A 13,860-nucleotide genomic window follows, 5' to 3' on the forward strand; every position below is an offset into this window, starting at 1 on the left:
TCATGGCCGGCGTCGTGCACCTGCGGTCATACGACGATCGCGACCGCGACGACGAGGAAACCGACAACGTGATCGGCGCGACCGTCGAATTGCTCCGCGAGGTGCCGTATTCCGACCTCACCATGCAGGCGATCAGTAGGCGCGCAGGCATTTCCATCGGCTCGCTGCGGGAGCAATTCTGGTCGAAGGACGCGATCGTCGCTGAGATCTACCTCCGCCGGCTGCGCGCCGTTCCGCTGGATGTCGACGTCGAACGGGATGCCAAGGAACGCATCGTGGCGCAGTTCTCACACTTGGTGATGTTGTTGGCGGACGAGCCCGGTCTGGCTGCCGCGTGCTCCAGCGCGCTGGTGTGCAGCGACCCGTCCGTGCGTTCCGTCCGGGAGCGCATCCATGCCGAATATCACCGGCGGGTGCGCACCATGCTGCGCTCTGGCGCGTGGCCCGAGGTGACGCAGACGCTCGAATTCGGTCTGGTCGGCGCGCTGGTGCATGCCAGCTGCGGCGTCGACAACTTCGCGCAAGCAGCCGACGATCTCGCCTGCATGGTGGCGACGGTGTTGCCCGACGGCTGCTAGGCGCCGCGCAGCCGCGTTCCACCTCGCCGGGGGCCTGTGCCTCGTCGCGGCGGCGTTGTGTGGCAAGATCCGCAACTCGCAGGTCAGAGCACCTGCGACGTGGGTTTTGCGGGGTCTTCGCTTTGGTGATGCCGCATTGGGCGTTTTAACATGCGATGCACTAGAACACCTGAGGAGCACTTACGTGAAGACCCGCACCAGCAAGGCCATTGGCGCCGTCGCCGGAATCGCCGCGATCGCCGTCTCGGTGCCGATGGCTGTGACCGCATACGCCCAGCCGTCCACCGAGCCGGCCCCGACCCTCGAGATCCCCGATCCCCAGGGTTCGGGCTGCGATGCCTTCAAGACGTCGGTGCCCAGCTACAAGGATCTGGCGAACGTTCCGGTGGGCACCGCGCTGCAGAGCATCCCGGATGTCAGCACCTTCTACTCTGCGATCTCGGGCGGTTTCAACCCCGCGGTCAACATCGTCCCGGTTCTGGAGAACGGCCCGTACGTCGTCTTCGCGCCGACCAACGAGGCGTTCGCCAAGCTGCCTCCGGCTCAGCTCGATGCGCTCAAGGCCGATCCGGCTGCGCTGAGCGACCTGGTGTACTACCACGACTTCCTCGGCCTGCTCGGCAACGAGGACGTCAAGGGCCAGCGGCCGACCCAGCAGGGCGCCGAGATCAAGGTCGAGGGCGACGGCGGCGACATCAAGGTCAACGACACCGCCAAGGTTCTCTGCGGTGCGATCTTCGCCAAGAACGCGCGGATCTATCTGATCGACACGGTGCTCGATCCAAAGCTGCCGCCGGACGCGGTCACGCCGACGAGCACGTCGGGCACGTCCACCACCACGACGACGACCAGCCCGACGGCACCACCGACGGCCGGGGCCGCTGAGGTTCCCGCGGCAGAGGCGCCGACCACCGAGCCGATGCCTGCGGCGGACGCGCCGATCGGCTAGAGCCCGAGGTCGCGGCCGATGATCTCCTTCATGATCTCGGTCGTGCCACCGAAGATCGTCTGGATGCGTCCGTCGACGTAGTCGCGCGCGACGCGGTACTCCAGCATGTAGCCGTAGCCGCCGTGCAGCTGCACGCACTGGTCGACGATCTTCTTGGCGACCTCGGTGGCCCACCACTTCGCCTTGGCCGCCTCGACGGCGGTCAGCTCACCGTCGACGACACCTTGCAGGCACCGGTCGATGTAGTTCTCCGTGACCTCGAGTTCGGTGTCCATCTCGGCGAGCAGGAACCGGTTGTGCTGGAAACTGCCGATCGGCTGGCCGAACGCCTTGCGGTCCTTGGCGTATTGCAGTGTCTGCCGCCAGGTTTCGCGGGCGCCCGCGACGGCGGTGATCGCGATCGAGAGCCGCTCCGAGGGCAGGTTGGTCATCAGGTGGTAGAAGCCGCGACCCTCCTTGCCGAGCAGGTTGGCGCCGGGAACGCGGACGTTCTCGAAGTGCAGCTCGGACGTGTCCTGCGCGTGCAGGCCCATCTTGTCCAGCTTGCGGCCGCGCGTGAAACCTTCCATCCCGCGCTCGACGACAAGCAGCGAGAAGCCCTTGTGTCCGGCCTCGGGATCGGTGCGGGCGACGACGACGACGAGGTCGCTGTTGATGCCCGATGAGATGAAGGTCTTGGAGCCGTTGACGATCCAGTCGTCACCGTCGCGCACCGCCGACGTGCGGATGCCCGCCAGGTCGCTGCCCGCACCGGGTTCGGTCATCGCGACGGCGATGATTGTCTCGCCGCTCGTGATCCCGGGCAGCCAACGCTGCTTCTGCTCGTCGTTGGTCAGGTCCTTGAAATACGGCCCGACGACGTCGTTGTGCAGGCTCAGCGCGGGCGCGGGCACGCCGGCCTTGGCGATCTCCTCGTCGATGATCGCGTTGAAGCGGAAGTCATCTGAGCCTCCGCCGCCGAACTCCTCGGGCATGTTGAATCCGATGAGCCCGTGCTTACCGGCGGCCACGTACGCCGACCGATCGACGATGCGATCCTCTTCCCACTTCTCGGCGTTGGGGACCAGTTCACTTTCGATGTAACCCCGGACGGTGTCGCGGAACGCTTCGTGCTCGGCGTCGTAGATAGTGCGTTTCACTTGATCTCTCCTACTTGGCTTACTTGGCTTTCCAAACCGGCTGGCGCTTCTCCGCGAAGGCCAGCGGTCCTTCCTTGGCGTCCTCGGAACGGATGAGCGTTCCGATCTCACGCATGGTTCTGCTCCAGCCGGACTCGTCGCCGGTGATGACGCCGTCGTCGACGCCCATGGCCACCCGCTTACTTGCCCACACCGCCAGTGGTGCGTTGCACGTAATCCGTTCGGCCAGAGCGATTGCCGCGTCGACGGCGGTGCCGTCGGGCACGACCTGGTTGACGAGGCCCCACTTCAACGCATCGGTCGAGCTCATCGGCTCGCCGGTGAAGATCAGCTCCATCGCGACCTTGCGCGGCAGATGATCGACGATGCGGAACACACCACCCGCGGCGGCGATCAGCCCTCGCTTGACTTCGGGCAAGCCGAACTTGGCGCGCTCTTCCGCGACGACGAGGTCACTGGCGAGCGCGAGCTCGGTTCCGCCGCCGAGCGCGGTGCCATTGACGGCAGCGATGGTCGGCTTGTCGATGTAATGGTGGACGTAGCCCGCAAAGCCCCACTCGCTGCGGTCGGGATGGAACAGGTTCTCGCGGCGCGAGATTGCCTTGAGATCCGCTCCAGCGCAGAATGATTCGCCTGCACCGGTGATGACGACGGCGCGGACGTCGGGGTCGTCCTGCGCCGCCTGTAGGGCGTCTCCGACCGCGATGCTCACCGCGCCGTTGACGGCGTTGCGCGCCTCGGGCCGGTTGATCGTGATGACGAGGACGTTGCCCCGCCGCTCGGTGAGAGCGGCGGGAGCGGTCACCTCAGCGGTCACAACAGCTCGATGATGGTGGCGTTGGCCTGGCCGCCACCCTCACACATGGTCTGCAGGCCGTACTGAATTCCCTTGTCCCGCATGTGGTACAGCATCGTGGTCATGATGCGTGCGCCGGAGCCGCCGAGGGGGTGGCCAAGTGCGATGGCACCGCCGTTGGGGTTCAGCTTCTTCTCGTCGGCGCCGATGTCCTTGAGCCACGCCAGGGGCACCGGGGCGAACGCCTCGTTGACCTCGAACACGCCGATGTCCTCGAGCCGCAGGCCCGAGCGCTTCAGCGCCTTCTGCGTGGCCGGAATCGGTGCGGTCAGCATGATCACCGGGTCGGCACCGGCCAGCGTGGCGGTGTGCACCTTCGCAAGTGGCCTGAGCCCCAGAGACTTCGCCTTCTCGGCCGACATGAACAGGATGGCCGCCGAGCCGTCCGAGATCTGGCTGGAGTTACCCGCGTGGATCACGCCATCCTCTTTGAAGGCCGGTTTCAGGCCCGCCATCTTCTCGATGGTGGTGCCACGACGGATGCCTTCGTCCTTGAGCACCGCATTGCCGTCTTGGTCCTTGATGCCGACGATCTGGTCGTCGAAGGCGCCGGCATCCTGTGCGGCGGCGGCCTTCTCATGGGAGTCCAGCGAGTACTGGTCGACTGCGGTGCGGTCGAAGCCCCACTGCGAGGCGATCATCTCGGCGCCGATGCCCTGGTTCGGAGTCTGGGTGTAACGGTTGCGGAACGCCTCGGGGTAGGGATGCCCGCCGTTGGCAAGCGAGGCGCCCATCGGGGTACGCGACATCGACTCCACACCGCCGGCGACGACGACGTCGTAGTGGCCGGCGACCACACCGGCTGCGGCGAAGTGGATGGACTGCTGGCTCGACCCGCACTGGCGGTCGACGGTCACGCCGGGCACGCTCTCGGGCCAGCCGGCGGCCAGCACGGCGGTACGCGCGATGTCGAGCGCCTGCTCGCCGGCCTGCATGACGCAGCCCCAGATGACGTCGTCGACGATGCCGGGGTCGATGCCCGCGCGCTCGGCGAGACCGTTGAGGACCTGCGCGGACAGCTCACCGGCATGAACACCGGACAACCCGCCGTTGCGCTTGCCGACTGGCGACCGGACAGCCTCGACGATGACGGCTTCAGCCATGACCTATCTCCTTTGAAATTCGTGTAGTCCCCGAAGGTAGAGGAACAAAGTTTACTAGGTCAACCTACTGGTTGGTAGGCTGACCCGAGCTGCGGTTCTGGCGCGAACTGCGCGGTCCCCAATGTTCCACATGGTTTACTGAGTTGTATAGCTGGCACATTGGCCAGCAGCTATTTGTGGGAGTTGGAGTGGCTCGTAGTGGACCGCTGGCGCCGATGATCGGGCCGGACGGCGTCGGCGGGGGTACGGCGGTTCGGTCGCCGAAGACCGCCGAGCTCGTCGCAGGCACGTTGCGGCGCATGGTGGTCGACGGTCAGCTCAAAGACGGCGACTTCCTGCCCAACGAGGCCGAGCTGATGGCCCATTTCGGGGTCAGCAGGCCGACGCTGCGCGAAGCGGTACGCGTGCTGGAATCCGAACGCCTCGTCGAGGTTCGTCGCGGCTCGCGCACCGGCGCCCGCGTTCGCGTACCCGGCCCCGAGATCGTCGCGCGCCCCGCAGGTCTGCTGCTCGAGCTTTCGGGCGCCACGATCGCCGATCTGATGACGGCGCAGTCGGGTATCGAACCGATGGCCGCGCGGCTACTCGCCGAGTCGGGTACCACCGACGTGTTCGATGAGCTCGACCGAATGCTCGACGAGCATCTGCCGACCGATTGGCGTTCGGACCGGCTCGCGGAGACGACTGCCGATTTCCACCTGCGCATGGTGCAGCTGTCGGGCAACGCGACGCTGGCGATCATCTCGGGCATGCTGCACGAGATCACCGTGCGGCACACCGCGTTCGTCTTCAAAGAGGGCCGACCAGTCTCCAAGGCGGACTACGACAAGCTCATGCGCTCCTACCGCCGCTTGATGCAGCTGCTGCGCTCGGGCGACGGCGCCGCGGCAGAGGCCCACTGGCGCAAGCACCTCGACGTGGCGCGCGGCCTGATGCTGGAGGGGCTCGAGGACGTCAAGGTCAGGGATGTGATGGGCTAGAGTCCGTCGCCGACCACGTCACGTGGACGGGGATGTCGTCGCTCCACGGCTGTCCCATGACCATGTCGGACACATTGACGTAGCCACGCTCGAACTCCCCCGTCGCCGCGTCGACCAACCGGTACTCCTGACGCTGCCGGTGAAACGGTTGCGCGTCGAGGATGATGACGCGTACCTCACCGGGTTCGAAGTTGCACCGCTTCTGCATCGCGGCGATCAGCTGCTCGTTGTGCATATGCCCGTCGCCGAAATTCCATCCCACCGCGGTGCTGCAGAGCCGCTCGCCTTCGGTGATCACGTACTCGTCCTGGTTGCGGCCGGCCAGCGCATGGTGCACCAGCGTCAGCAACGCCTTGCCGTGAGAGTTGAAGCCGCGGAACGCATATCCCTTGTACAGGTAGATCATCGCCTGTTCCGGGCTGCCGTAGACCTTCTCGAGCTGCGAGGCCGGCATGCTGGCGATGGCGACGAGCCCGTGCTCGATCTTCTCGCTGGCCGACGGCTTGATGCACCACCACGTGGTGTCCCAGTTCCCGGCGTAGTACCGCATGCCCGGCAGGAACGAGATCTTGCGCGGGAACAGGTTGCCGAGCACCACGATGGTTGCCAGCAGCAGGAACAGGACCGCCGGCAGCGGCGTGGTCATGTCGGACAGGCCGACCTCGGCGTGGCCGACGAAAAGCGTTATGACACAGAACATCATGAAGACGTTCCACTCCAGCGGAACACCCATCGGGATCGCTGACAGGATGCCGAAGTGGAAGCACAGCATGACGAACGCGGCGATGTACGTCGGCCACCCGCCGTGGGAGAACAGCAGCACCAACGGAACCAGCATCTCGATCGCGGTGCTGAAGTGGGCGATGAACCGCGATACCGGACCGGGACGCAGATCGTCGGGGAACCGCTCGAAGAACTTGCGCTTGAGCCAACGTGTCCGGATCAGCGGATTGTTCGACATCATCGTCGAGATCACGAATGGGAAGTGCTTGTTCAGTTTCGATGTGGCCGCCCCCATCCAGATCGCCACGCAGACCAGCTTGGCGGCGATGATCATGTCGACCCCGTAGCCCACGAACAGGAACGCGACGACGAAGGAGCCGTACACCTCGCCGCGGGCGGCCAGGAAGATCACCTTGTCACGCAGACCCGCCAGGGCCAGCAGCCCGAGAATGGTCCAGATCTGCCACATCGGCAGCACGCCGACCGTGGTGCCGAGCGCCGGAACCGGTCCGGTGCCGTCGGAGAACAGCGCGATGAGCAGCACCACCAGCAGTGCGCCGTAGAGCACGACGTCGAGGGGGGTTCGGGCGTCGCCCTTGGTGAAAGGTATCCGGTTCGGCCACGGTGGCAGCCGAATGGTGTTGGGCCGCAACCAGTACAGGATCGATCCCAGTGGCGGGAAGAACCGGTTGTTCAGCGGGCCGAACCCGCAGCCGAGGCCGATGACCTCGAACAGCATGGTGTACAGCACGACCTTCTGGAACACGATCGGTTCGGTCCACCACTGCGCGACGTTGGTGAAGCCGTCCACACCTGCGGTGGCGAGCGCGAACAGCCAGCCGCCGAGGATGTAGAGCAGGATTTTGACAACGTAGAACAGGTGCATCACGACAGGTGTGCCGAAGCCGACCTCGGCCCAGTGCTCGGCCATCGGCCGGATCTTCTCGGAGCGTGAACCCTTGCTCCACTCGGCAAAGTCGACGACAGGCATGTCGGGCTTGAGAAATCCCATGGCCGAAAGACTAGAACGTGTTCTAGCCGCGCGGAAACAGTTCGCCGGATCGCAGATGCAGCTCCTCGCCGACCGCTGGGGCTTTAGGCGTCGGCTTTGGCCGGTGGCCGATAGAAGATGGCCAGCTGCCCGATGCCGCCGGCCAAGCCGAGGCCGAGCGCGATGACCAAGCCCCACCAGCCGTGCAGGAAGTCGTAGAGCGCCGACGTACGGAACAGCGCATAGTCGAGGCTGTACTTCCCCGCCCCGATCGTGGCGATGCCGACCGCCGACGCCGCCAGGACCAGGTTGTACTCCCAGCCCTCCTTGACGATGAAGAAGCCGTTAGGCCGGTGCACGGTCCATGCGGCCACCAGCATCAGTGCCACGAAGCCGGCAGCGGGGATCGGCGTGAGCAGACCGACGGCCAGGCCGATGCCTGCGGCCATCTCGGTGGTCGCGGCGATGCGCGCGTGGAACATGCCCGGCTTCATGCCCATGCTGTCGAACCAGCCGGCGGTGCCCTTCAGTCCGCCCTTGCCGAAGAACTTGTTGTACCCGTGCGCGGCCATGGTGAGACCGAGGACGACTCGCAGGATCAACAGGCCGATGTCAGCAGCGGAATCGTATGCAGTCATGCAACAAAATCTAGGCCATGTGTTAAACCGCCGACCAGCCCCCGTCGACGCTGAGGATGGCTCCGTGGATGTTGGCGGCCTCGTCACCGGCCAGGAAGGTCACCGCGGCGGCGACTTCTTCGGGTGCGGTCATCCGGCGGGACGGGATGCGGGCGAGCATCGGTTGCACGTGTTCGGCGAACTGCGCCGCCCGTTCGGTCGAGATGGGGCCGGGTGCGACTGCGTTCACGCGCACACCAGAGGGTCCGTACTCGTCGGCCCACGACTTGGTGAACGAGTGCAGGATGGCCTTGTTTCCGGAGTACACGGCAGAACCCGCACTGCCCCGCAGGCCCGTGTTGGATCCGATGTTGACCACCGCGCCGTGGCCGCGCTCGGCCATGGCAGGGGCGAGCAGCCCCGTCAAGAGGAACGGTGCGAACACGTTCACGGCGAAGGCATCCTGTAGCTCCCGTTCGTCGATGTCGGCGGTGGGTTTCGGCATCAGGAGCGTGGCCGCGTTGTTGACGAGGATGTCGAGCGGGCCGCCGGCCGCGGCGGTGGCCTCATCCGCGAGACGACGCACCTCCGCTTCACCCGCGCCGATGTCGGCGGCGACGAAGTCGGCCCGGCCGCCCTTGTTGCGGATGTCGGCGACCACGGCGTCGCCGCGTTGCTTGTCACGGCCACTGACGATTACGAACGCGCCCTCGTCGGCGAAGGCTTTGGCGATGGCGACGCCGAGGCCGCCGGTGGAACCCGTGACCAGGGCTGTGCGGCCCACAAGCCGCGTACTGTTTTGAACCATGAGTCCACATGGTTCGCTTCTCAAAATGGACCCACAAGTCCAGAAACTGACGGCGAAAGGACGTGCGACGCGGCAGCGGATCATTGACGGCGCCGCGGCCGAAATCCGTGAGTACGGCGTCGCGGTGGCGACCCTCGAAGACATCATGGCGCGGACCGAGACCTCGAAAAGTCAACTGTTTCATTACTTCCCGGACGGCAAGGAGCAGCTGCTGCTCGCCGTCGCCACGCAGGAGGCGCAGCAGGTACTCGACGACCAGCAGCCCTATCTCGGGGAGTTGACGTCGTGGGCGGCCTGGCAACGATGGCGCGACGCTGTCGTCGAGCGGTACCGGCGGCAGGGCCAAAACTGCCCACTGTCCGTTTTGATGTCCGAGATCGGGCGAACGACGCCCGGTGCGCAGGCGGTCACGTCGGCGCTGATGCGGCAGTGGCATGACGAGATCGCAGCGGGAGTGCGGCACATGCAGGACGCCGAGAAGGTGGCCGACGACGTGTCTGCGGAGCGTTTCGCGGCCGCGCTGCTCGCGGGAATCCAAGGTGGCGTCGGCATCATGCTGGCCACCGGCGACCTGAGCTACCTCGAAGCAGCACTTGATGTGGGGATCGCGTCGCTCCGAACGTGATGTCGGGTGTGTAGTTATCCCCAATGGCGGTTTCATCCACAAGTTGGTTTGAGCTGCGGTTTCGCGCCGGTGCCGCAGGTAGTGTCGAACTTATGTTCGATCGATTGGTGGCCGAGGCCCATTGCAGCCGAGGTGGTGCGGCGGTCGGGGCGTGGGCGCGGGTGGAGAACGCCGCCTGCGCGCGTCGGCTGTTGGCCACCGCCGACGAACTGGAGCGGATGTGGGCCGCCGATGGGTCTGATGAGCGTGAGCAGTGGTGTCTGGACAACTGGGGTGCGGTCGCGGCGTCGGTGGCCGCCGCCCAGCACGTGTCGCTGGGGGTGGCCTCGCATCAACTGCTGATCGCCATCGGGTTGCGCGAACGGCTCCCGCGGGTGGGTGAGGTGTTCGCCGCCGGGGCGATCAACTACCGGCTGGTGTCGGCGATCGTGGCCCGCACCCGGCTGATCAGCGATCCCGACGCGATGGCCAAAGTCGACACCGAGATCGCCGCCCGGGTCGAAGACTGGGGATCGCTGTCGGCGCACAAGACCGAGACCCAGATCGACTACTGGGTGGATCGCTACGACCCGGCGGCGGTGCGGCGCACCGAATACTCCGCCCGCCACTGCCATGTCGATATCCACGACCCCGACGACGGGTCGGGCACGGTGTGGGTCGAGGGCCGGCTCATCATCACCGACGGCGAAGCGCTGGACCAGCGGTTGGACGCCATGGCGCGCACGGTGTGCGACCGCGATCCCCGCACCCACGATCAGCGCCGCGCCGCCGCGCTGGGGGCGTTGGCTCACCGCGCCGACCGGCTGGCCTGCCAATGCGGGAACCCCGACTGCGAGGCCGCCACCGTCCAGGCCAGCGCGGTGGTTGTCCATGTCATCGCCCACGAGGAGTCCCTGACCGATGACACCCCGGTGCAGTTGGACGGCGAAGAACCGGTGGATCCGGATCGCAAGCCCTGGCAGCAGATGACCTGGCGCGAATTGCTGGCCCCCCGCCCACCCGAACCCGAGGTCATCGCCGCCACCCCGCCGGCGGTGCTGCTGGGTGGCGGGATGCTGCCCGCACCCCTGTTGGCGGCCAAGGTGGCCGGTTCGGCCAAGGTGGTGCCGATCCGCCATCCCGGTGACGCCCCTCCCGAGCCGCGGTATCTCCCCTCCGCGGTCCTCGCGACGTTCATCCGGTGCCGGGATATGACGTGCCGGTTCCCGGGCTGCGACGAGCCCGCCCACCGTTGCGATATCGACCACACCATCGCCTACCCCCACGGCCCGACCCAGGCCTCCAACCTCAAAGTTCTCTGCCGACAACACCACTTACTCAAAACGTTCTGGGGCTGGCACGACGAACAACTCCCCGACGGCACCGTCATCTGGACGTGCCCACAGGGCCAGACCTACACCACCTATCCCGGCAGCCGACTGCTGTTCCCCACCCTGTGCCGACCCACCGCCCCCGTCCGGGTTGATCGCTCCAGCGCGCCCACCACCGGCACCACCGAGCCGGCCGCGCGCGGGCTGGCCATGCCCCGACGCACCACCACCCGCGCACAGAACCGCACCCAAGCCATCAACAACGAACGCCGACACAACCAAACCCTCATCCACACCGAAGCCGAAGAGCGCACCCGCAATCAACAGCAAGAGAATGACGGAAACGATTGTGGCGAATGCTATTTCCCCACCCGGCCACCACCGCAAAGCGACCACGACCCAGCACCATTTTGAGTGCAAACACCCGCGCCCCTTCTAGGGGTGGTAGGGCACTCCGACTGCGCGGAAGACGTATTCGGGTGGGACGTCGAAGGCCAGCGACCGGCGGGGTATGCGCGTCAGGATCTCGGGCGGTATCGGCGACTTGTACTGGAGCGAGAGCTCACCTTCGCACCGAGGGTCCACCGCGGCGATGTTGACCTCGAGATGCAGACCCGCCTCGGTGATGTCGGCGGTCACCGTCCCCGATTGTGGTGCGCTCCAGGGCTGATCGATGGTGCGGCCCGCCAGCTTCGGCACCGTAGACAGCGTGCCGAGGACCCGCCGATTGGTGAGCACCAAGGAACCGACGTAGCTCGCCACATTGCCATGAGCGCGCTTGCCGGGGATCTTGCCACTGAATCTTCGGGTCACCGGGACGTACTCGGCGACATAGATGACCCCCTCGGCCTCTACTTCGGCCCGCAGTTCAGCGGGCAACCCGCCGATGCGCAACAGCTTGCGCAGAAACACCGCCATAAAGGCACCGTAGCTCAGCCGCGGGGTATCCCGAGCGCGCTGTAGACGAACTTCGGCGGGACGTCGAACGCCAGCGTCCGTGACCTCCACGAGCAGGCCGGACTCCGAAAGCGTGGTACAGCTATCTATATGACTTCCAGGACGCGTGGGCTCCTGGTGAGCGCCGTGGCCGGCGTCGCGGTATACGCACTGATGTGGGTCGGCTTCACCTCGGGATGGGCCTGGTTGACGGCCATGGACTCGGCGGCTCTAGACCCCGCCTACCGCTACGGCTCCATGCATCCGGCCTGGGTGACGGCATGGGATGTGTTCTGTACCGTGCTGAGCCCCAATGCGTTTCGATTAGCCGGCCTTGTCGTGGTCATCGTCGCGCTGTGGCGCCGCAATTGGCGGCTCGTGGGTTTCGTCATGCTCACCGCGGGGCTGTCGGGACCCATCATCGAGCTCACGAAACACCTCGCCGACCGCCCACGACCGCCGACAGCGCTGGTCTTCGCATATTCATTGTCGTTCCCATCCGGCCACGCAGTCGGCGTCATGGTCGGCGTGCTGGTGCTCTTGGCGGTCGCCTGGCCCTTCGTGCGGCCACCGCTGCGCTGGTGGCTCGTTGCACTGGGCGCCATGATCGTCGTCACGATCGGCATCGGTCGCGTCGTGCTCAACGTGCACCACCCCTCCGACATCATCGGCGGATGGGCCTTGGGCTACGCCTATTTCGCCGTCTGTCTGGCGTTACTTCCACCCTGGGTGAGCGTCACGGCAGCGGTCGAAACACGGGAAGAACTCGGTATCGAACCTTGAAGCTGGCATCGGTGCATTCGGTGCTGACTTCGCCGTCATGAGCCAGAATCGTTGAGCCGTCTACGGCATTGAAGTCGAATTCGGGCACTCGCATTTCATGATAGAGCGGGCTGCGCACCAATCGGCCCAGCGCCAGTGATACGAGAATGCGTAGCCTGCTGAACTTGCGACCGGTCTCGAGAATGCGGACGTCCATCAAACCGTCGTCCATCCGGGTTCGGCGCGACGGCGCGAACCCGGACGGCAGGTATGTCGAATTGCCAAGGAAGAACAGCGAAGTCTGCAGGTTCTTGTTGTCGTAGCGGATTCGAACGGGCTCATCTCGCCATAGCGTGTGGAACATGGCGTAGATACCTGCGAGCGGTTTGCCGATCTTGTGCTCGAGCTTTTCTCGTGTTTGGACGAACTGCGGATAGGCACCGATGCTCGCAGTGTTGACCACCATGTGTTTCTCGTTGAGGCACACCACGTCGACATAGGCGACGCTGCCCCGCCGGATCGCCTCGGCCGTCTTGGCCACCGTGTCGCATTCGATGTCCTTTGCGAAGTGATTGAACGTTCCGCCGGGGAAGACCGCCAGCGGTAGCCCGGACTCAATCGCGACGCCTGCGCCACACGACACCGTTCCGTCGCCGCCTCCGACGGCGAGTACCTCGGCCCGGTCGGCCGCGGCGCGCAATACGACCTCAAGGTTGTCCCCCTCGTCCAACTCGACGATCTCAGCTGCCGGCAGGGCTTCTCGCACCTCCGCCACCACTCGTGCACCAGTGCCGCTGCCCGACGCGGGATTGATCACCAGCACGACCCCCTCACCCTCCGGGCGAGCGGGCGTTTCCAGTCGGAGCGGATCCGCGGTCGGAATCTTCGTAGGCACGGTCGGTGGCACGATCCGCGCGCCGACTACTGCGATGGCGGCACCGATGCCGAAGCCGGCGAACACGTCGCCCGGATAGTGCGCGCCGGTCGCCACCCTGGACAGGCCCACCAGCCCTGCCAGCAGGGCGAGTCCGAGTCCGACCGGCGGGTTCTCGAGGCCCACACCGACGGCGAACGCGGCCGCGCTCGCGGAGTGGCCCGACGGCAGCGAATTCGATGTCGGGACCCGCCTGCTCTGTCTGGCCAGCGGTACCAGCAGGCGACTAGGGCGGGGCCGCTTCCAGATCCGCTTGGCGACCTGGTTGGTCACCAGGCTGGTTACACCGAGAGTGATGACGCCACGCGCCGCGCCACGCCGCGAGGCTCGGTGCCGTGTCGCGGTCAGTCCAGCCGCGATCGCGAACCATAGCTTCGAATGGTCCGCGGCGCGGGTCAGCCGCGGCATCAGCGAATCGAGCAGGGGACTGGGCGACTCGGCGATGGCTTCGAACACCTCGCGGTCCAGCGTCCCGAGGCCCTCTCCGATTTGGCGGATGCCTCGATGACGACGAATGGGGAGGAGTTCCATGCCGCTAATCTATCCACG

General features: G+C 65.9%; 14 protein-coding genes. 6 read left to right on the forward strand and 8 right to left on the reverse strand.

Annotation, left to right across the window (positions count from 1 at the left end; all coding sequences use genetic code 11):
• Nucleotides 1-2 precede the first annotated feature (2 nt).
• A complete protein-coding gene (locus BST47_RS04375) occupies nucleotides 3-578 on the forward strand; it encodes a TetR/AcrR family transcriptional regulator (RefSeq protein ID WP_083123990.1) in 576 nt (191 codons plus the stop codon).
• Nucleotides 579-762: 184 nt separating this feature from the next.
• The gene (locus BST47_RS04380) at nucleotides 763-1,527 is read left to right on the forward strand and encodes a fasciclin domain-containing protein (protein WP_083123991.1); all 765 of its coding nucleotides are present in this window, start codon (nucleotides 763-765) and stop codon (nucleotides 1,525-1,527) included.
• Here BST47_RS04380 and BST47_RS04385 read toward each other — a convergent pair.
• From BST47_RS04385 to BST47_RS04395, 3 genes are read right to left on the reverse strand one after another with little or no spacing between them, the layout of a single operon-like run.
• Complete coding sequence (locus BST47_RS04385) at nucleotides 1,524-2,666, reverse strand: acyl-CoA dehydrogenase family protein (protein WP_083123992.1); 1,143 nt, start codon at nucleotides 2,664-2,666, stop codon at nucleotides 1,524-1,526. The two genes, BST47_RS04380 and BST47_RS04385, sit on opposite strands and share 4 nt — an antisense overlap.
• Nucleotides 2,667-2,685: 19 nt before the next feature.
• A complete protein-coding gene (locus BST47_RS04390; protein WP_083123993.1) occupies nucleotides 2,686-3,483 on the reverse strand; it encodes a crotonase/enoyl-CoA hydratase family protein in 798 nt (265 codons plus the stop codon).
• Nucleotides 3,480-4,625: a thiolase family protein gene (locus tag BST47_RS04395; RefSeq protein WP_083123994.1), complete on the reverse strand. Its 1,146-nt coding sequence runs from the start codon at nucleotides 4,623-4,625 to the stop codon at nucleotides 3,480-3,482. The genes BST47_RS04390 and BST47_RS04395 overlap by 4 nt, the downstream gene beginning before the upstream one ends.
• A gap of 188 nt (nucleotides 4,626-4,813) precedes the next feature.
• On the opposite strand from BST47_RS04395, the gene BST47_RS04400 reads away from it, so the two are divergent.
• Nucleotides 4,814-5,605 (forward strand): FadR/GntR family transcriptional regulator, encoded by a 792-nt coding sequence (locus tag BST47_RS04400; RefSeq protein WP_083123995.1) that lies wholly within the window; start codon nucleotides 4,814-4,816, stop codon nucleotides 5,603-5,605.
• Here BST47_RS04400 and BST47_RS04405 read toward each other — a convergent pair.
• The 3 genes from BST47_RS04405 to BST47_RS04415 all read right to left on the reverse strand — a co-directional run bounded on the left by BST47_RS04405 (nucleotide 5,586) and on the right by BST47_RS04415 (nucleotide 8,744).
• Nucleotides 5,586-7,340, reverse strand: a complete 1,755-nt coding sequence (locus BST47_RS04405) for a DUF3556 domain-containing protein (protein WP_083123996.1) — start codon at nucleotides 7,338-7,340, stop codon at nucleotides 5,586-5,588. The two genes, BST47_RS04400 and BST47_RS04405, sit on opposite strands and share 20 nt — an antisense overlap.
• Before the next feature lie 83 nt (nucleotides 7,341-7,423).
• A complete protein-coding gene (locus tag BST47_RS04410; RefSeq protein ID WP_083123997.1) occupies nucleotides 7,424-7,957 on the reverse strand; it encodes a DoxX family protein in 534 nt (177 codons plus the stop codon).
• A 22-nt stretch (nucleotides 7,958-7,979) separates the two neighbouring features.
• A complete protein-coding gene (locus tag BST47_RS04415) occupies nucleotides 7,980-8,744 on the reverse strand; it encodes an SDR family NAD(P)-dependent oxidoreductase (RefSeq protein WP_083123998.1) in 765 nt (254 codons plus the stop codon).
• A gap of 25 nt (nucleotides 8,745-8,769) precedes the next feature.
• On the opposite strand from BST47_RS04415, the gene BST47_RS04420 reads away from it, so the two are divergent.
• Together BST47_RS04420 and BST47_RS04425 are read left to right on the forward strand one after the other, a co-directional pair.
• The gene (locus tag BST47_RS04420; protein ID WP_083123999.1) at nucleotides 8,770-9,369 is read left to right on the forward strand and encodes a TetR/AcrR family transcriptional regulator; all 600 of its coding nucleotides are present in this window, start codon (nucleotides 8,770-8,772) and stop codon (nucleotides 9,367-9,369) included.
• Nucleotides 9,370-9,461: 92 nt separating this feature from the next.
• Nucleotides 9,462-11,093, forward strand: coding sequence for an HNH endonuclease signature motif containing protein (locus BST47_RS04425; protein WP_083124000.1), 1,632 nt, complete (start codon nucleotides 9,462-9,464; stop codon nucleotides 11,091-11,093).
• A gap of 21 nt (nucleotides 11,094-11,114) precedes the next feature.
• Here the strand turns inward: BST47_RS04425 and BST47_RS04430 are convergent, their stop codons facing one another.
• Nucleotides 11,115-11,597 carry a hypothetical protein gene (locus BST47_RS04430; protein ID WP_083124001.1) on the reverse strand — a complete coding sequence of 161 codons (483 nt, stop codon included), beginning with the start codon at nucleotides 11,595-11,597 and terminating at the stop codon, nucleotides 11,115-11,117.
• A gap of 129 nt (nucleotides 11,598-11,726) precedes the next feature.
• On the opposite strand from BST47_RS04430, the gene BST47_RS04435 reads away from it, so the two are divergent.
• Complete coding sequence (locus BST47_RS04435; RefSeq protein ID WP_083124002.1) at nucleotides 11,727-12,398, forward strand: phosphatase PAP2 family protein; 672 nt, start codon at nucleotides 11,727-11,729, stop codon at nucleotides 12,396-12,398.
• Here the strand turns inward: BST47_RS04435 and BST47_RS04440 are convergent.
• A complete protein-coding gene (locus BST47_RS04440; protein WP_083124003.1) occupies nucleotides 12,352-13,842 on the reverse strand; it encodes a bifunctional phosphatase PAP2/diacylglycerol kinase family protein in 1,491 nt (496 codons plus the stop codon). The genes BST47_RS04435 and BST47_RS04440 overlap by 47 nt on opposite strands.
• Nucleotides 13,843-13,860: the final 18 nt, after the last annotated feature.

It is taken from the genome of Mycolicibacterium tusciae, from assembly GCF_002086795.1.
Classification (GTDB): domain Bacteria; phylum Actinomycetota; class Actinomycetes; order Mycobacteriales; family Mycobacteriaceae; genus Mycobacterium; species Mycobacterium tusciae.

Bases quoted from the DNA above. Each gene is read 5' to 3' on its own strand.
- BST47_RS04375 (WP_083123990.1), top strand. From the start codon at position 3: ATGGCCGGCGTCGTGCACCTGCGGTCATACGACGATCGCGACCGCGAC.
- BST47_RS04395 (WP_083123994.1), bottom strand. From the start codon at position 4,625: ATGGCTGAAGCCGTCATCGTCGAGGCTGTCCGGTCGCCAGTCGGCAAG.
- BST47_RS04405 (WP_083123996.1), bottom strand. From the start codon at position 7,340: ATGGGATTTCTCAAGCCCGACATGCCTGTCGTCGACTTTGCCGAGTGG.
- BST47_RS04410 (WP_083123997.1), bottom strand. From the start codon at position 7,957: ATGACTGCATACGATTCCGCTGCTGACATCGGCCTGTTGATCCTGCGA.
- BST47_RS04415 (WP_083123998.1), bottom strand. From the start codon at position 8,744: ATGGTTCAAAACAGTACGCGGCTTGTGGGCCGCACAGCCCTGGTCACG.
- BST47_RS04420 (WP_083123999.1), top strand. From the start codon at position 8,770: ATGGACCCACAAGTCCAGAAACTGACGGCGAAAGGACGTGCGACGCGG.
- BST47_RS04425 (WP_083124000.1), top strand. From the start codon at position 9,462: ATGTTCGATCGATTGGTGGCCGAGGCCCATTGCAGCCGAGGTGGTGCG.
- BST47_RS04430 (WP_083124001.1), bottom strand. From the start codon at position 11,597: ATGGCGGTGTTTCTGCGCAAGCTGTTGCGCATCGGCGGGTTGCCCGCT.
- BST47_RS04435 (WP_083124002.1), top strand. From the start codon at position 11,727: ATGACTTCCAGGACGCGTGGGCTCCTGGTGAGCGCCGTGGCCGGCGTC.
- BST47_RS04440 (WP_083124003.1), bottom strand. From the start codon at position 13,842: ATGGAACTCCTCCCCATTCGTCGTCATCGAGGCATCCGCCAAATCGGA.